Source organism: Grimontia sp. SpTr1, assembly GCF_947387585.1.
In the GTDB taxonomy this organism is placed as follows: Bacteria; Pseudomonadota; Gammaproteobacteria; order Enterobacterales; family Vibrionaceae; genus Enterovibrio; species Enterovibrio indicus.
Genome location: NZ_CANDOD010000009.1, coordinates 1 through 16,978, shown reverse-complemented (window position 1 = coordinate 16,978; position 16,978 = coordinate 1). Strand labels below are relative to the sequence as shown.

The following is a 16,978-nucleotide window of genomic DNA, read 5'->3' as shown; positions in this document are numbered from 1 at the left end:
TTCTATCTCTTACAACGCAAATTCAGTCAGTGGTGGATTCGCCAACAGCTTGGCGAGCTTCTCGCAGCCCTGTTCAAGTAACTCACGACTGGGTGGTGCGCTCACAGCAATCCGCACCGTCGGTGGCGCGGAATATCCCGCAGGCACAAAAAGCTCAGACGATTTCAGCTCCAGGCCTTCCGCTTTGCTCGCCGCCAGAAACTCACTGAGAGACCAGGCTTCGGGTAATGTTAGCCAGCCGTGAAACGCGTTGGGATGGTAACGCATAGACTCAGTACCAAGATAGCGGGTGACGATTTCCCACCGTGTTTCCATTTCAGTACGAATGGTTTCAAGGATCTGGTTTGCTGAGCCATTCTCCAAAAGGATTGATGCCATGGCGGTTAAAAGCGGGCTGATCATCCAGCTGTGGTTTTGTAGCGCGTTAACGAAGTGGGGATAGAAGCGTTCCGGCAGATGCAGGAAGCCGAGACGAAGACCGGGAGCCAATGTTTTCGCCAACCCACCAATATATATCACATTGTCAGCAGCCAGATTGACCATCGGCGAGGGCCGTTCGCGGGGAAGCAGGCCGTTGATGTCATCTTCCACGATCATCAGTTGCTGTTGTTCACACACCTCGATGAGTGCGTGACGACGGGCTTCACTCATGGTCGCTGTCGTCGGGTTTTGCAGGGTTGGGGTGAGGTACACCAATCTCGCCTGATATTGCTGACAGGCTGCGCTTAAGGATTCTGGCAACATGCCTTCATCGTCCATCTCTACGGGCTTCACCGTGAGTTGCAACTGTCTGGCAAGACTGAGTAAACCGGGATAGGTGAACTTATCGGTAAGGATGGTATCCCCGGCTCGACAAAGGGTCATCAGGCAAAGCTGCATGGCATTTTGCGCGCCGGAGCAGAACAGCAAACGCGACGGTTCGGCGTTCACCTGATGCCCATTCAACCAGTCGGCCAGAATTTCACGGTGACGCACAATGCCGGAAGGCGGCTGATACAGCATCAGACTGTTGAGTTCCTGCGGGTGGGCAGCAAGTTGCTCCAGTGCCTCCGCGAAGAGATCGGCACGGTTAATCGTTGGTGGCACGTTGTAGCCAAAGCTCAGCACATCTTGTCGATCAGGATCGGAAAAAGACCACAGTGGGCGGTTGTTCTCGCAAATGTAGGTGCCTGCACCGACTTTGGCTTCGACAATGCCTCGTCGCTCCGCTTCTGCATACGCGCGGGTGACCGTTCCTACGGTGACTGACAACGCATCCGCCAGTGCGCGGTGGGTCGGCAGTTTTGTTCCCGGTGCCAGTTCTTTGCTAACCACTTTATCCGCAATGGCATCGGCTATTTGCCGATACATAGGAGCTCCGGACTTCTCCAATGCAATATTTATGATTGTCATGGTGACAATAAACCTTTTGATCTGATTTTTGATCCCTGATAGCGTGAATTTTGAACAATTAATAGGTCAATTTCAATTTTTAGCCTGAATTGTATCGATACAATGTGAGCAGGGAGACAATTCATGATGGAACTATCTTTTTTGGCGACACTGGCGCTTTTTGCAGCGACCATGACAGGCACGCCAGGACCAAACAACATGATGCTGACAGCATCAGGGGCAAACTTCGGATTTCGACGCACAGTGCCACACCTTATTGGCATTTCATTGGGGGTGGCGTCATTGATTGGTGTGGTTGCCGCCGGACTTGGCGCAGTATTTCAGCTCTACCCTTGGGTACAGGAAGGGATGAAGCTGCTGGCCAGTACTTATCTTCTCTATCTTGCCTGGCGTATTGCGAAGGCGGGCGCACCTTCTGAAGATGCTTCCAGCGATCGCCGGCCGATGACCCTGATGGAAGGAGCATTATTCCAGTACGTCAATCCCAAGGCGTGGGCAATGGCGGTGAGTGCGGTGGGTACCTTTACCTTAGCGGGCGGAGATTATTGGATATCTTCCATGGTGATTGTCATTACTTTTCTCATCGTGGGCTTGTCTCTCACATCTATTTGGGCGGGCTTTGGCGTCTGGGTGGGGAAAGTGCTGTCTTCAGAAAAAAGCTGGAAAGTGTTTAACCGCGTGATGGGCACCCTGACCGCATCCTGCTTAATCTTTATTTGGCTGTAAGCAGGGAGTCTCGTATGTCTGTACTTAATTTTTCTTATGCCACCATCAAAGATGCCGAGAAATTCGGCGAATATGTGTTAGCGGCCAAAGTGCTGCTCGACCAAGCTGGTGTGGAAGTGGTGGTTCGAGGAAATTGCGTGGGGACTTTCCGGGGTGACAAAGCGGAAGAGCATGTCACCGCCGTTTTTCGCTATCGGGATATTGAAGCTGTTGAACGTTTTTACGCTTCTCCGGCGTATCTTGAATTGGTGCCACTTCGTGATGAATCCTGTGAGATGACGATAGTCCTTTACGACGAGCAGGTATGAAGTCCTTTCATCAACGCCGGATAAAGGTAATGTGCATCCCCATCTAACTGCGAGCAGTACATCTCCAAAGAGGAAGAGGTGTTTTCTTCCCACACTTGTTGGTTAACACAGGCGAGCAATTCCTGCTGCTGGAACTTCTCTAATGTCAGCTCATAGTTAAGCATTTTCTGGTAAGCCCCGCGCGAAAGCTGTGGCTTGAGGTCACGTCGCATCAATCGATAGCGGGTGAGCAGGGTTTCTGACTGAACCAATGATTGGCGAAGTTGAGCGAGTGATGAGGCCGAAAGGGAAAACCCGGCGTCTTCCAGCCAGGCTAACAGCAGAGCGAGGTTCACATTGCCTTTGAACTGATCCTGAAGTTTAAGGCAGGCGTGTTTGACCTCTTGCTGTCCATAATGATGCAGACAAAATTGCCACAGCCCATCGGCTGTGGCTTGCTGTTTTAGCGGCCTTGGAACTCCGCTTCCATTTGCTCCAGTTGTTCCTGAAGATCCATCCATTCCAGTTCGACCTCTTCGAGCGATGATTTCGCGTCTGCCTGCTGGCGCAGCAATTCGGTAAGTTTCTCTTTGTTGGACGCTTCATAACTAGAAGGTTCCGCCAGTTGAGATTCTACTTCAGCAATTGTTGCAGAATACTTTTCGAGTTTTGTATCCAGCGTGTCAATTTTCTTGCGGATAGGCGCGGTCTGTTTGCGAAATTCTGCTTCCAGACGTTTTTGTTCTTTACGGGCTGCTTGAGTATTTGTACCTGCAGGTTTGGCGTTTTCTGCCTGTTCCTGACGACGCTCAGAGCGCTGCAATTCGTTCAGCCATTGGTGGTAATCATTCAGGTCGCCATTGAATGGCTCAACCTTGCGGTCATGCACCAGATACAGATCGTCAGTGGTTGCACGGAGCAGGTATCTGTCGTGGCTCACGATAACCATGGCGCCTTCAAACGATTGCAGTGCCATCGTCAGTGCGGCACGCATGTCGAGATCAAGGTGGTTGGTGGGTTCATCGAGCAGCAACAGGTTCGGTTTTTGCCAAACAATCAATGCCAGCACCAAACGTGCTTTTTCGCCGCCAGAGAAAGGGGCAATCACATCCAGCGCTTTGTCGCCATGGAAGCCAAAGCTGCCGAGGTAATCGCGAAGTTGTTGCTCTGTCGCTTCCGGTGCCAGACGCATCATGTGCTGAATGGCCGTTTCATCATCACGCAATGTTTCTAACTGGTGCTGGGCAAAGTAACCAATCTTCACACCCTGCGAATAACGCAGCTCACCAGCCTGTGCGGGCACTGTGCCTGAAAGCAGTTTTATCAGCGTTGATTTACCCGCGCCGTTACGGCCAAGCAGACCAATGCGGCTGCCTGGCACCAGATTCAGGAAGATTTTTTCCAGAATCATGGTGTCGCCGTAACCTGCGCACACCTCTTCCATCATCAGGATAGGATTAGGTAGAGCAGATGGCTCACGGAATTCGAAACTGAATGGGTTGTCAAATTGCGCCGGGAGCATTTTCTCCATGCGTTCAAGCGCTTTAATCCGGCTCTGCGCCTGACGGGCTTTACTGGCTTTATAGCGGAAGCGGTCAATGTACGACTGCATGTGCGCCATTTGCTTTTGCTGCTTCTGGTACATCGCCTGTTGCAGGATCAGCTTTTCTGCACGCATGGTTTCGAAGGCTGAGTAGTTACCCGTGTACTCGTTCAGCAGCTCATTTTCGATATGGATGATGCGGTTAACCACTGGGTCAAGGAAGTCGCGGTCATGGGAAATGAGTACCAGAGTGCCGCGGTAGTTTTGCAGCCACTTCTCCAGCCACATCACGGCGTCCAAATCCAAGTGGTTGGTCGGTTCGTCGAGCAGCAGTAAGTCTGAGCGACATAGCAGTGCCTGCGCGAGGTTCAGGCGCATACGCCAACCACCGGAGAACTGGGTGAGGTTCCAGCTCATCTGATCCTGACGAAAGCCAAGACCGTCCAGTAACTCTGCCGCACGGGCGCGAATGCTGTAGCCGCCGACGGCATCAATTTTGTCATGAAGGGTGGCGACCTTGTGGCCGTCATCCGCTTCTTCAGCAGCACGAAGGGCCTGCTCCAGCGCGCGGTATTCGCGGTCCCCGTCAATCACATATTCAATCGCTTCGCGTTCCAGCGCTGGGGTTTCCTGCGCTACCCACGCCATTTGCCAGCCGCTTGGGAAGTTACAACTACCCGCATCAAGGGACAGCTCCCCTTTAAGCAACGCAAACAGGGTCGATTTACCGCAGCCGTTTTTGCCGACCAGGCCGACTTTATCGCCCGGGTGGATAGTGGCAGAGGCATTGTTGAGCAGCGGTTTGCCACCACGAAGTAGCTGAATATCAGAAATAGTGATCATGACTCTTGGCGGCTCCGGCCGCAGGAATGTGGGGTCGAAAAACTGGCGCTGTTATATCACACGACGGCGATTTACTTAAGAGAGGCGCAAAAATGGACCACGGCAGAGCGGTGAAATGCGGGACGATTTACCGTATGGTTGAAGGATGACGTCAAAGCCGCAGAGTTGGCAGTTTTGTGTCATGATAAAAAGACTATAAAAAATATTATGTTACCTCTTCGCTCTACCACACATTGGGCGTTGGAAAGCTTAAAAGGATTTTGCTGCCAAATGGGAACCCCGACAACGTCTTTATTTAAATCGAAAGTGCTGGTGGTCTTTGCTCATCCAGACCCGCACGAGTCTGTCGCCAACAAACGGATGATTGAGGCTGCCCGTCAATTTGATCATGTCAAAGTACACGACCTCTATGCAGCGTATCCTGACTTTATTATTGATGTTCACCATGAACGTGAGCTTCTTCTAGAACACGATGTGATTGTGTTCCAACATCCACTTCAAATGTACTCCTGCCCTTCGCTTTTAAAAGAATGGATTGATGTGGTGCTTGGTAAAGGCTTTGCCCATGGTGGCGGTAATGCGCTGGCTGGGAAGATTTGCCGCTTTGTCATTACCACTGGCGGTGCTGCGGAAGCCTTCAGCCAAACCGGTTACAACAAATACAGTATGGAAGAACTGTTACAGCCGTTTGAGCTGACTGCACTCCTTTGCCAGATGCGTTGGGTCGATCCGCTTGTGCTTCACTGGGCTCGCCGAGTGAGCGATGAAGACAGGGAAGCTCATGCCGAACTCTACGCCGATTGGCTCTGTCATCCTGTGTCGGAGGTGGTGTAATGGGACATAACTACCTTCTAGACGCTCTGATTTTCCTTGCTGCTGCTGTGGTGGCAGTTCCCCTTGCCCAGCGCCTCGGAATTGGCTCTGTGCTTGGGTATCTGATCGGCGGCGTGGTGATTGGCCCTTGGGGGCTTGGCCTGATTACAGACGTAGAAGCGATTCTGCACTTTGCCGAGCTTGGCGTGGTGCTTCTGCTGTTCCTGATTGGTCTGGAATTGAATCCAAAGAAGCTGCTGCAGATGCGAAGGCCGATCCTTGGCTTTGGTGGCTCTCAGGTCTTTATCAGTACCGTGGTGATTGCTCTGATTGCCTATTACTGGGGTGTCGGTCGTGTTGATGCCTTGGTTGTCGGGATGGGACTGGCGCTGTCATCCACTGCCATCGCCATGCGGATTATCGAAGAACAACGCTTGATGCGCAGCGAAGCCGGGCAATCAGGCTTTGCGGTGCTATTGTTTCAAGATATCGCAGTGATCCCCATGCTTGCGGTGCTTCCTGCGATGGCAGGTGGAGCGGGTGGCAGCTGGCTGGATGTGGGCATCATGCTGGGAGCGATCTTGGTGCTCTTGGTCGGTGGTCATTACCTATTGCGTCCTTTGCTACGCTGGGTGGTGCTAAGCCGCGTCAAAGAGATGTTCACCGTGACTGCTCTAATGCTGGTGATTGGCATCGCCATTGGTATGCAGTCACTTGGACTTTCTATGGCGCTAGGCACCTTCTTGGCAGGTGTGCTGTTGGCAGAGAGTGAATATCGCCACGAGCTGGAAATCGCCATCGAGCCCTTTAAAGGCTTGTTGCTGGGCCTCTTTTTCATCGCCGTAGGCATGGCGGTTGACCTTGGTTTACTGCTCCAATATCCGCTGGAAATTTTATCTGCGGTCGCTGGCTTGATTGGCGTAAAAGTCGCCATCATATATGGGTTAGCCCGCGTCTTTGGTGGTAGCGAGAAATCCCGCAGTCACGTAGCTTTACTGCTGAGTCAAGGTGGGGAATTTGCGTTTGTATTGTTTACTGCAGCGCGAAGTGAAAACCTGCTGACGCCAGAGCTCAATGCTTTCCTGCTGGTGGTGGTGAGTCTGTCTATGATGACGACGCCAATATTGCTGATGCTGCAATCCAAATGGTTTGCCCGCACCATTAATGCCGAAGCCTCAATGCCAGAAGCTCAGCAGTTTGACCACGATGGTGCGCGCGTCATCATCACTGGCTTTGGCCGTTTTGGTCAGGTGGTGGGTAGATTGCTGTTCGCCAACAAGATCAAACTGACCATACTGGAGCGCGATCCTTCGCAAATCGCCTTGCTGCGTAAGTTTGGCTACAAGGTGTATTATGGGGATGCAACCCAGCTTGATTTATTGAGGGCTGCAGGGGCGGCAACGGCAGAGGCCATCATCGTTTGCGCGGATTCGCCGGAAGAAGTGATGGAAATCGTCGAACTTTGTCAGCAACATTTCCCGAATCTGAAGGTGCTCGCACGGGCTCGAAGCCGTGTTGAGGCAAACCAACTACTCGATCATGACGTGGTGGGTTTTTCCCGGGAAACTTTTTTAAGTGCGCTTGATTTAGGGAAACAAACATTGATCGCACTGGGCATGCACCCGTATAAAGCCAAACGCGCAGAGGCATTTTTCAGAAAACTGGATGAAATGCGATTACACGAAATGCAGCCCCACCACAGTGAAGATTCCATGGCTGCATCCCGGACCAAAGAGGCGCGAGTGGAGCTTGAAGAACTGTTCGACCTCGAAATGAAAGGGGATACCGAACGCCACCAGAGCTGGAACCGGGATAGTTAACAATAAGAACGAAGGCAAGGAAGTACATGGCCAAGAAACGATTTATCGCTGGCGCGACCTGTCCATCATGCAGCGCAACGGACACGATGCGCTGGTGGCAAGAGCACCACGTGGAAGTTGTGGAGTGCGTGCAGTGCGGTCATACCGACAGACGCTCACCGATGTCTGCGGAAGAGAAGCAGCCCGTTGCGCAGCAGCAGGATGCTCAGGTTATAGGGATATTTAAACCGCAATAACGAATCCCATAGTCGAAGTCAGTTTATTTCTGTATTATCGGCGCCGAAATGAGCAGGTGTCGCTGTGTCGACACCCTTGAACCGCTTCCGGAGTTAAGATGAAAATCACTAAAGACGTGGTAGTAAGCATTGCTTACCAAGTGAAAAACGAAGACGGCATCGTGGTTGATGAATCAACCAAAGAAATGCCACTGCAGTACCTGCAAGGTCACAATAACCTGATCGTAGGTCTGGAAAATGCATTGGAAGGCCGCGAAGCTGGCGAATCTTTCGAAGTGACTGTTGCGCCGGAAGAAGCGTACGGCGAATACCTGGATGCAATGGTTCAGCGCGTACCTGCTGATGTGTTCCAGGGCGTTGACGAAATCGTTGTTGGTATGCGCTTCCTGGCGGATACTGACCAAGGTCCAATCCCAGTTGAAGTGACTGATGTTGACGGCGATGAAGTCGTGGTTGACGGTAATCACATGCTGGCTGGCCAAACCCTGACGTTCAGCGTGGAAGTGGTTGAGCTGCGTGCGGCGACGGAAGAAGAAATCGCACACGGTCACATCCACCAGTCTGGCGGCTGCTGCGGTGGTCACGACCATGACGACGAAGGCGGTTGCTGTGGCGGCGAAGACAAAGGCGACGACCACGAATGCTGTGGCGGTGGTGGCTGCGGCTCTCACTAAGCCTTAGGCTTGCAGCTATCGCTGGTAGCTGGGTCTGAAAAGAAAGCGCTAATCGATCAGTCGGTTGGCGCTTTTTTATTAGGCAATTTCATATTAATCTCATCGGATATCCACTCTCACTTCGAAAGGAATCATCATGACCCGCCCCTTTTCTATCGCCATACATGGTGGTGCTGGCACCATTGAACGCCGTCTGATGACACCAGAGCTGGAAACTGCTTATCGTAAAGCACTGGCGCAGTCAGCGACGGCAGGGTATGCCGTTCTGGAACAGGGTGGAACTGCGGTTGATGCGACAGTCGCCGCTGTGACTGTGATGGAAGACAGCGAGCTTTTCAACGCAGGCAAAGGGTCGGTGCTTACCCATGAAGAAACCGTTGAGATGGACGCTTCTGTCATGGATGGCAGAAACCTTGAAGCCGGCGCGGTAACCCTGATTCGCCATATCAAAAACCCAGTACAACTAGCCCGTGATGTGATGCAAAAAAGCCCTCATGCGATGTTGGCGGGTGAGGGCGCCGAGTCCTTTGCATTCAAAGAGTGTGGCTACGAGTACGTCGAGCAGGATTACTTTTTCACAGATCGTCGCTACAACGAACTGAAAACGATGAAAAAAACCGGCGGCGTTGCGCTATCGGAAGCGCGCTATCCGGATGAAAAGAAACACGGCACAGTCGGAGCGGTAGCACTCGACAAAGAAGGCAATCTGGCCGCTGCAACCAGCACGGGCGGACTCACCAACAAACGCTGGGGCAGAGTCGGTGACACACCGATCATTGGCGGGGGGAATTATGCCCGTAACGGCAATGTGGCGGTTTCTGCAACCGGTATGGGCGAACTTCTGATGCGCTGCACGGTTGCAGGCGATATTGCCGGACGCATGCAATATGGTAAGGCATCGATAGAGCAAGCCTGCCGTGATGTGATTCATGGTGATTTCCTGAGCCTTGGCGGAGAAGGCGGAGTGATTGCCATTGATGCTGACGGACAGGTGAATTTTGAATTGAATTGTCCGGGCATGTACCGCGCAACGGTGAACGAGAAAGGTGAAGCGTTGGTGGCTATTTTTGCGGACGAAGAGCTTCAGGTCCTAGGAGCCTAGGACCTGTTTTTTAGTAATGCGGTGGCGGTGTTTCTTCCGACATGCTGGCAATGTTTGCCGGCTCCATCGCTTTCAGCTTGGTTACCAAAAAGGTTATTTGCGTTGCCATCTTGTCGATGGTCTTTTGCTGCTGGGTGATCGCATCATTCAGCTCTTCAATCGTGTGTTCCTGAAAAGCCTGTTTGATCTCCAGATCGTCAATTTGTTTCTGCAGACGCAGTTCTGTCTCGGTCATTTTGGTATCTCAAATTACTCTGCTATCCACGCCTGAGCGATACCGGCGGAAGTGCCGGAAATCACGCGACCAGTTGGATCGATGGCGACATCATACACGACTGCACTGGGTGGACGCGTATTTTGTTGCTCTTCCGCCAACCAGCGGCCGAGATTGTCCCCGCTTTCTACATCCCAAAACTCTACCCGTCGTCCCGGCGTGCCGGTCACCAGTTTGGTGCCATCATCTGAAAAACGGGCGGTTGAGAAATTCGGATGGCGGTGGAACATATTGAGCTCGGTTTTCGGCTCGCCCGTCGATAAATCCCAGATGATGGCGGTGTCATCACCATCTGCAGAGAAAGCGAATTTACCGGTGCGGTGCAACTCTACGCGGGTAATACGATGCTCATGGGGAAACTCATTGAGGATTTGTCCGGTTTCAGTGCTCCAGAAAAAGGCGTTGTGGTCATTTCCGCCTGACATGGCGAATTTTCCATTGGGCGCGAGCGACACACTGTTCACTTTATCTTGGTGGGCAAGGAACTCTAGGCGTCTTCCTGTGCCTAAGTCCACGAACAGGGCTTTGCCATTCGAAAGGGCAAGCAGGACTTTTTCGCCATTATTGCTGATATCAACGTCGCGGATAATGCCGTCGGAAATCGACCACAGACCTTCGGCTTGTCCCCATGCCAAATCCCATACCGCAAAGTTTTGCGATGTGGCGGTAATGGCGTAGCGGTTGTTGTCTGAGATCTGACTGGCGAGCACGGTGTTTTTATCCGGGTCTTGATCGCCGAATTCGGCCAGCTTTTTATTTTGTACCAAATCCCACAAATCAATGCCGTGGGACGTGGAAGCGATGAGCGCGAAGCGGCCGTCTCGGCTAAGGCTGAAACTGGTCACGCCATCAGGATCCAGCGTCCAGCGCTGGGCTTCATGGGTAGAGTGAAAGCAGCCGGAAAGTGCTAACAGTGTCAGAAATAAGCAAATTGCGCGGACGAATTGTCGCATTGCCCTTGTGTTCCTTATCTTGGACCCCTATAACGTCGAGTATATTGATCGTTTCGGGCTTTCGCATCGTTATCGCGTAAGCGAATAAAAGAAATGTGGGTTTTATACCAACGGAGTCACTAATGAAATCAGTTTTTAAAATGTCGCTGCTGGCTGCCACTGTTGCACTAGCTGTGGGTTGTCAGGAAGAAGCGAAAGACGAAACCGCAAAAGTTGAAGCGCCTGTTGCTGCTGAAGCTGTAACGTTCGCCACTGAAGATGACAAAGCGGCATACGCGATTGGTGCGTCCCTGGCGCAGTACCTGAAAGCCAATCTGGACCAGCAAGAAGAATTGGGCTTGGCTTTGAGCAACGACTTGGTTCTGCAAGGTGTGCAGGACGCATTTGCTGACAAATCCAAGCTGACCGAAGAAGAAGCGCAGCTGGCGTTGCAAGCGCTGGATCAGCGTGTTGCCCAACTGGCTCAGGAAAAAGCTCAGGAAAAAGCAGCAGAAGCAGTGAAAGTTGGTGAAGACTTCCGAGCACAGTTTGCGAAGACTGACGGTGTGAATACCACAGATTCTGGCCTCATGTACCTGGTAGAAACAATGGGTGAGGGTGATAAACCAGCGGCAGAAGACACTGTTGTCGTTCACTACAAAGGCACCCTGACTGACGGTACCCAGTTCGATAGTTCTTACGATCGCAACCAGCCAGCAACTTTCCCGCTAAACCGCGTGATCCCGGGCTGGACTGAAGGCGTTCAGCTAATGCCTGTAGGTTCTAAGTTCAAGTTCGTTATCCCGCCTGAGCTGGCATACGGCTCTCAGGATACGCCAGCGATTCCTGCCAACTCGACGCTAGTGTTCGAAGTTGAGCTGTTGGAAATCAAAGGCAAAGGTGACGAAGCGAAAGGTTAATCCCTCGATTGCACGTTTGCTTACAAAGAGAACCCCGGCTTTTGTCGGGGTTTTTTTATTTTCTTGATCTAAGTCTGTTAGACTTATCGCTAGATTTTAAAGTTTGCAGCTTTCGTTTATCTTTGCCTGCGGTAAACGAAATCCATCACAAAGGAAGATAAACCTGTGGTATCGACAGACAGCTTTGGTGCGGACGTGATCGTCGAAAGTGACTTTATCGAGAGTAATCCTTTCACTGACACCGATCGCGTTATCCTGAAATCTTATGAAGCCGTGGTAGATGGTCTTGCAGCCCTGATTGGTCAGCACTGTGAAATCGTGCTGCACTCGCTGGAAGATTTGAACACCTCTGCTATCAAAATTGCCAACGGCGAGAACACTGGCCGTCAGGTGGGTTCGCCTATCACTGATTTGGCACTGCGTATGTTGCGTGATATTGAAGGATCTGAGCGAAACTTCTCACGTGCTTACTTCACGCGTGCCAAAGGCAACACTCTGATGAAATCTATCACAGTGGCCATCCGCAATGCGGACAACCGCGTGATTGGCCTTCTGTGTATCAACATCAACTTGGATGCGCCTTTCTCTCAAGTGCTGCAAGCTTTCATGCCGACAGAAGAAGCTCGTCAGGCTGTGTCTTCCGTGAACTTTGCCAGCGATGTGGACGAGCTGGTAGACCAAACGGTCGAGCGCACCATCGAAGAGATCAACGCAGACAAATCTGTGTCGAACAATACCAAGAACCGCCAGATTGTGATGGAGCTGTTCGATAAAGGTATTTTCGATATCAAAGATGCCATCAACCGTGTGGCAGATCGCCTTAATATTTCCAAACACACGGTTTATCTCTACATCCGTCAGCGAAAAGGTGAGGACGGCGAAAAATGAGCCTGAGTTATGTGCTGGTGGTGAATGGCCCAGTATACGGGCGCCAGTCATCGCTCACCGCGTACCGCTTTGCCAAAGTACTGATAGAAAAAGGACACACGTTAACGCGTGTGTTTTTCTATCAAGATGGTGTGTCCAACGCTTCCTCACTGACAGTGCCAGCCAATGACGAATTTGATTTGGTTGCTGCTTGGCAATCACTGTCAAAAGAAAGTGGCGTCGAGCTGGAAACCTGTGTTGCCGCTGCACTGCGTCGTGGTCAGGTGAGCGAAGAAGAGGCGAAACAGCATGCGCTCACATCATCCAACATGGCGGATAGCTTCTCTCAGGCAGGTCTTGGTGCGCTTTCAGAAGCCCTGCTGACTGCTGACCGCGTGATTCAGTTCTAGGTGCTGTTATGAAAAAGATAGGTTTTGTTTTCTCTTCTGCGCCTCATGGCAGCGCGTCTGGCCGGGAAGGGCTCGATGCGGTGTTGGCAACTTCCAATTACAGTGAAGATCTTGTCCTGTTTTTCGTCGGTGATGGTGTGATGCAATTGCTGGCGGGCCAAAAGCCGGATGAAGTGCTGAGTCGCGACTATATTTCTACCTTCAAAATGCTGTCACTGTGCGATGTGGAGGAGATCTACGTGTGTGCTGACTCTTTAGCTGAGCGCGGTTTGAGTGACCATCCCCTTGTTATTACGGTAGAAAAAAGATCACCAACGGACATTGCTGCCTCACTGGGCCAATGTGCCAAAGTGCTCCAGTTTTAAGGATCGTCAATGCTTCATACCGTTAATGCTTCCCCTTATGCCTCATCTGCTCTGGCGAATTGTCTGCGATATTCCGAGAAACACAGTGAGATCCTTTTGCTGGAAGATGCTGTTGTCGCTGGGATCCTTGGAGGGCAGTGGCAAGAAAAACTGGTTTCGTCAGGGCGCAGGATTTATGTGCTTCAAGAAGACGCTATGGCCCGCGGCATCGAGCATCAAATCGCCTCACAATTTGAACTTATTGATATGGAAGGGTTTGTTGAACTAACAACTCGGCATGTCACGCAAATGAAATGGTGATTTAGCCGTCTATCTACTAGCGTAATAGTCTGGGATTGTAGCGGTTATAAAACGATCAAAGCAAAGATCGTTGTATAAATCTTGACACCCCATTTGACGACGCCTAAAATTTCGCGTCCCTACTTTTGTGGGGCATAGATTTTTCACACTTATACGTAAGTAATATCAGGAGCTATTTAATGGCAACTATTAACCAGCTGGTACGCAAGCCACGCATCAAGCAAGTTGCAAAAAGCAACGTGCCTGCGCTGGAAGCGTGTCCGCAAAAACGTGGTGTATGTACTCGTGTTTACACCACTACTCCTAAAAAACCTAACTCGGCACTGCGTAAAGTATGTCGTGTTCGCCTGACCAACGGTTTTGAAGTTACTTCATACATCGGTGGTGAAGGTCACAACCTGCAAGAGCACTCAGTTGTTCTGATCCGCGGTGGTCGTGTTAAAGACCTTCCAGGTGTGCGTTACCACACCGTTCGTGGTGCACTTGACTGTGCAGGCGTTAACGACCGTAAACAAGGTCGTTCTAAGTACGGTGTGAAGCGTCCTAAGTCTTAATGGAATCCGTTAAGTAAGGCCAAACACTAATTAATTTGTAATTTTGAAAAAACTGAAAAGTTTTGGATAAAACCTGAAGAAGACAACGGAGAATTTCCATGCCACGTCGTCGCGTAATTGGTCAGCGTAAAATCCTGCCGGATCCTAAGTTCGGATCAGAGCTGCTGGCAAAATTTGTAAACATCGTAATGGTTGACGGTAAAAAGTCGACTGCTGAAAAAATCGTTTATGGTGCACTGGACATCATGGCAGAGCGTTCTGGTAAAGATCACCTGTCTGTGTTCGAAGCCGCTCTTGAAAACGTACGCCCTGCGGTAGAGGTTAAATCTCGCCGTGTTGGTGGTTCAACTTACCAAGTGCCAGTAGAAGTACGTCCTGTACGTCGTAACGCTCTGGCGATGCGTTGGTTGGTTGAAGCTGCGCGTAAGCGTGGTGAAAAATCTATGGCTCAGCGTCTGGCTAACGAAATGCTGGATGCATCTGAGAACAAAGGTACTGCTGTTAAGAAACGTGAAGACGTTCACCGTATGGCAGAAGCGAACAAAGCATTCGCTCATTACCGCTGGTAATACCTTTTTGGGCGCGACTTCGGTCGCGCCTAAACCACACTCTAAGGATACCCTTAGTAAGAGGATACTACTGTGGCTCGTAAGACCCCTATTGAGCGCTACCGTAACATCGGTATTTGTGCGCACGTAGACGCAGGTAAAACTACAACAACAGAGCGTATCCTGTTTTACACCGGTCTTTCTCATAAAATTGGTGAAGTGCACGATGGTGCAGCAACCATGGACTGGATGGAGCAGGAGCAAGAGCGTGGTATCACCATCACCTCCGCTGCGACTACAACTTTCTGGCGCGGTATGGATGCGCAATTCCCTGAGCATCGCATCAACATCATTGATACCCCAGGACACGTTGACTTTACCATCGAGGTAGAGCGTTCCCTGCGCGTATTGGATGGTGCAGTAGTTGTATTCTGTGGTTCTTCCGGTGTTGAACCTCAGTCAGAGACCGTTTGGCGTCAGGCTGACAAATATGAAGTTCCTCGTATGGTTTTCGTCAATAAGATGGACCGTGCAGGCGCAGATTTTCTGCGTGTGGTTGAGCAAATTAAAGTTCGACTGGGCGCAACTCCAGTGCCAATTCATCTGAATATCGGCGCTGAAGAAGACTTCCGCGGTGTTATCGACCTTATCAAAATGAAGGCGATTAACTGGAGCGAAGCTGACCAGGGTATGAGCTTCACATACGAAGACATCCCGGCAGACATGCAAGAGCTGGCTGATGAGTGGCACCAGAATCTGGTCGAAGCCGCTGCTGAAGCAAACGAAGAGCTGATGGATAAGTACCTCGAAGAGGGTGAACTGACCGAAGCTGAAATCAAGCAAGCTCTGCGTGAACGTACACTGAATAATGAAATCGTACTGGCGACTTGTGGTTCTGCATTTAAGAACAAAGGCGTTCAGGCGGTTCTTGATGCTGTTATTGAGTTCCTTCCTTCCCCTGTTGATGTGAAAGCGATCAAAGGTGAAGACGAAGATGGCAACGAGATCGAGCGTCACTCTGACGACAACGAACCGTTTGCAGCTCTGGCATTTAAAATTGCTACAGACCCATTCGTGGGTACTTTGACCTTCCTGCGTGTTTACTCAGGTGTGGTTAACACTGGCGACACTGTGTACAACTCAGTGAAGCAAAAGCGTGAACGTTTCGGCCGTATCGTTCAGATGCACTCAAACAAGCGTGAAGAAATCAAAGAAATTCGCGCGGGTGACATTGCAGCAGCCATCGGTCTGAAAGACGTCACTACAGGTGACACCCTGTGTGCACAAGAATCAAAAGTGGTTCTTGAGCGTATGGAGTTCCCTGAACCAGTTATTCAGATCGCTGTAGAGCCACGCTCTAAAGCAGACCAGGAAAAAATGGGTATCGCGCTGGGTAAACTGGCGGCAGAAGATCCATCATTCCGCGTTGAAACCGATGACGAGTCAGGCCAGACCCTGATCTCAGGTATGGGTGAGCTTCACCTGGACATCATCGTAGACCGCATGCGTCGTGAGTTCAGCGTAGAATGTAATGTAGGTAAGCCACAGGTGGCATACCGCGAAACCATCCGTGGTTCGGCTGAAGTCGAAGGTAAATTCGTCAAGCAGTCTGGTGGTCGTGGTCAGTACGGTCATGTTTGGCTGAAACTGGAACCATCTGAGAAAGGCGAAGGTTTTGTCTTCGTCGACGAAATCGTTGGTGGTGTGGTACCGAAAGAATATATCGGCGCTGTTGCTAAAGGTGTTGAAGAGCAGATGAGTAGCGGTGTACTTGCTGGCTACCCAGTGCTTGATATCAAAGCAACGCTTTTCGATGGTTCGTACCATGATGTTGACTCCAACGAAATGGCGTTTAAGATCGCTGCATCTATGGCATTCAAGAAAGGTGCACTTGAAGCGCAACCTGTCATTCTTGAGCCAATGATGAAAGTGGAAGTTACCACTCCAGAAGACTGGATGGGTGACGTAGTGGGCGACCTGAACCGTCGTCGTGGTCTGATTGGTGGTATGGATGAAGGTCCTGCTGGCTTGAAGATCATTCGCGCGCAGGTGCCACTGGCTGAGATGTTTGGTTACGCAACTGACTTGCGTTCAGCGACTCAGGGCCGCGCATCTTACTCTATGGAATTCAGTGACTATGCTGATATTCCTAAGAACATCGCTGATTCAATCATCGCAGAGCGTTCTTGATTGATAGGTGGTTTTAATGCTGGCATTATTGGCCCGCATTAATAAAAACTTCTGATCGCACTCACGACGGTGGGTGCGGCTCACAACTAGGAAGGAACACGATCGTGTCTAAAGAAAAATTTGAACGTACGAAACCGCACGTTAACGTTGGTACTATCGGCCACGTTGACCACGGTAAAACC

20 protein-coding genes are annotated in these 16,978 nt (G+C 50.9%); 15 read left to right on the top strand and 5 right to left on the bottom strand.

Annotation, left to right across the window (positions count from 1 at the left end; genetic code table 11):
- Positions 1 to 9: 9 nt before the first annotated feature.
- Positions 10 to 1,392 (bottom strand): PLP-dependent aminotransferase family protein, encoded by a 1,383-nt coding sequence (locus tag QL223_RS13675; RefSeq protein ID WP_281545054.1) that lies wholly within the window; start codon positions 1,390 to 1,392, stop codon positions 10 to 12.
- A gap of 123 nt (positions 1,393 to 1,515) precedes the next feature.
- On the opposite strand from QL223_RS13675, the gene QL223_RS13670 reads away from it, so the two are divergent.
- Positions 1,516 to 2,118, top strand: coding sequence for a LysE family translocator (locus QL223_RS13670; protein WP_281545053.1), 603 nt, complete (start codon positions 1,516 to 1,518; stop codon positions 2,116 to 2,118).
- A gap of 14 nt (positions 2,119 to 2,132) precedes the next feature.
- Positions 2,133 to 2,426, top strand: a complete 294-nt coding sequence (locus QL223_RS13665; RefSeq protein WP_281545052.1) for a DUF1330 domain-containing protein — start codon at positions 2,133 to 2,135, stop codon at positions 2,424 to 2,426.
- On the opposite strand, the gene QL223_RS13660 is transcribed toward QL223_RS13665, so the two are convergent.
- Together QL223_RS13660 and QL223_RS13655 are read right to left on the bottom strand one after the other, a co-directional pair.
- Positions 2,408 to 2,926, bottom strand: coding sequence for a TIGR02444 family protein (locus tag QL223_RS13660; protein WP_281545051.1), 519 nt, complete (start codon positions 2,924 to 2,926; stop codon positions 2,408 to 2,410). The two genes, QL223_RS13665 and QL223_RS13660, sit on opposite strands and share 19 nt — an antisense overlap.
- Positions 2,869 to 4,791, bottom strand: a complete 1,923-nt coding sequence (locus QL223_RS13655) for an ABC transporter ATP-binding protein (RefSeq protein ID WP_281545050.1) — start codon at positions 4,789 to 4,791, stop codon at positions 2,869 to 2,871. Before QL223_RS13655 ends, QL223_RS13660 begins: the two co-directional genes overlap by 58 nt.
- Positions 4,792 to 5,061: 270 nt before the next feature.
- On the opposite strand from QL223_RS13655, the gene kefG reads away from it, so the two are divergent.
- The 5 genes from kefG to QL223_RS13630 all read left to right on the top strand — a co-directional run bounded on the left by kefG (position 5,062) and on the right by QL223_RS13630 (position 9,436).
- A complete protein-coding gene (gene kefG, locus QL223_RS13650) occupies positions 5,062 to 5,625 on the top strand; it encodes a glutathione-regulated potassium-efflux system ancillary protein KefG (protein ID WP_002535180.1) in 564 nt (187 codons plus the stop codon).
- A complete protein-coding gene (gene kefB / locus QL223_RS13645; protein ID WP_281545049.1) occupies positions 5,625 to 7,424 on the top strand; it encodes a glutathione-regulated potassium-efflux system protein KefB in 1,800 nt (599 codons plus the stop codon). Before kefG ends, kefB begins: the two co-directional genes overlap by 1 nt.
- 26 nt (positions 7,425 to 7,450) lie before the next feature.
- Entirely contained in the window at positions 7,451 to 7,660 is a 210-nt protein-coding gene (locus tag QL223_RS13640) for a YheV family putative zinc ribbon protein (RefSeq protein ID WP_002535178.1), read from the top strand.
- A gap of 98 nt (positions 7,661 to 7,758) precedes the next feature.
- A complete protein-coding gene (gene slyD, locus QL223_RS13635; RefSeq protein ID WP_281545048.1) occupies positions 7,759 to 8,334 on the top strand; it encodes a peptidylprolyl isomerase in 576 nt (191 codons plus the stop codon).
- 136 nt (positions 8,335 to 8,470) lie between these two features.
- Positions 8,471 to 9,436: an isoaspartyl peptidase/L-asparaginase gene (locus tag QL223_RS13630; protein WP_281545047.1), complete on the top strand. Its 966-nt coding sequence runs from the start codon at positions 8,471 to 8,473 to the stop codon at positions 9,434 to 9,436.
- Between the two features lie 10 nt (positions 9,437 to 9,446).
- Here the strand turns inward: QL223_RS13630 and QL223_RS13625 are convergent, their stop codons facing one another.
- Complete coding sequence (locus QL223_RS13625; protein WP_002535174.1) at positions 9,447 to 9,671, bottom strand: SlyX family protein; 225 nt, start codon at positions 9,669 to 9,671, stop codon at positions 9,447 to 9,449.
- A 14-nt stretch (positions 9,672 to 9,685) separates the two neighbouring features.
- On the bottom strand, positions 9,686 to 10,663 hold the full coding sequence (locus QL223_RS13620; protein ID WP_281545046.1) for a hypothetical protein: 978 nt from the start codon (positions 10,661 to 10,663) through the stop codon (positions 9,686 to 9,688).
- 122 nt (positions 10,664 to 10,785) lie between these two features.
- Between QL223_RS13620 and fkpA the strand changes: the two genes are divergently transcribed.
- The 8 genes from fkpA (at position 10,786) to fusA (ending at position 16,796) form a co-directional block, all read left to right on the top strand.
- Entirely contained in the window at positions 10,786 to 11,562 is a 777-nt protein-coding gene (fkpA, locus tag QL223_RS13615; protein WP_002535170.1) for an FKBP-type peptidyl-prolyl cis-trans isomerase, read from the top strand.
- 165 nt (positions 11,563 to 11,727) lie between these two features.
- Positions 11,728 to 12,450 (top strand): transcriptional regulator, encoded by a 723-nt coding sequence (locus tag QL223_RS13610; RefSeq protein WP_002535169.1) that lies wholly within the window; start codon positions 11,728 to 11,730, stop codon positions 12,448 to 12,450.
- Complete coding sequence (tusD, locus tag QL223_RS13605) at positions 12,447 to 12,839, top strand: sulfurtransferase complex subunit TusD (RefSeq protein ID WP_281545045.1); 393 nt, start codon at positions 12,447 to 12,449, stop codon at positions 12,837 to 12,839. Before QL223_RS13610 ends, tusD begins: the two co-directional genes overlap by 4 nt.
- A gap of 8 nt (positions 12,840 to 12,847) precedes the next feature.
- Positions 12,848 to 13,204 (top strand): sulfurtransferase complex subunit TusC, encoded by a 357-nt coding sequence (gene tusC / locus QL223_RS13600; protein ID WP_046307171.1) that lies wholly within the window; start codon positions 12,848 to 12,850, stop codon positions 13,202 to 13,204.
- A 9-nt stretch (positions 13,205 to 13,213) separates the two neighbouring features.
- A complete protein-coding gene (gene tusB, locus QL223_RS13595) occupies positions 13,214 to 13,504 on the top strand; it encodes a sulfurtransferase complex subunit TusB (protein ID WP_046307169.1) in 291 nt (96 codons plus the stop codon).
- Between the two features lie 179 nt (positions 13,505 to 13,683).
- Complete coding sequence (gene rpsL, locus QL223_RS13590) at positions 13,684 to 14,058, top strand: 30S ribosomal protein S12 (protein WP_002535163.1); 375 nt, start codon at positions 13,684 to 13,686, stop codon at positions 14,056 to 14,058.
- 98 nt (positions 14,059 to 14,156) lie between these two features.
- Complete coding sequence (gene rpsG, locus QL223_RS13585) at positions 14,157 to 14,627, top strand: 30S ribosomal protein S7 (RefSeq protein WP_002535161.1); 471 nt, start codon at positions 14,157 to 14,159, stop codon at positions 14,625 to 14,627.
- Positions 14,628 to 14,699: 72 nt separating this feature from the next.
- Positions 14,700 to 16,796: an elongation factor G gene (gene fusA, locus QL223_RS13580; protein WP_002535160.1), complete on the top strand. Its 2,097-nt coding sequence runs from the start codon at positions 14,700 to 14,702 to the stop codon at positions 16,794 to 16,796.
- Positions 16,797 to 16,978: the final 182 nt, after the last annotated feature.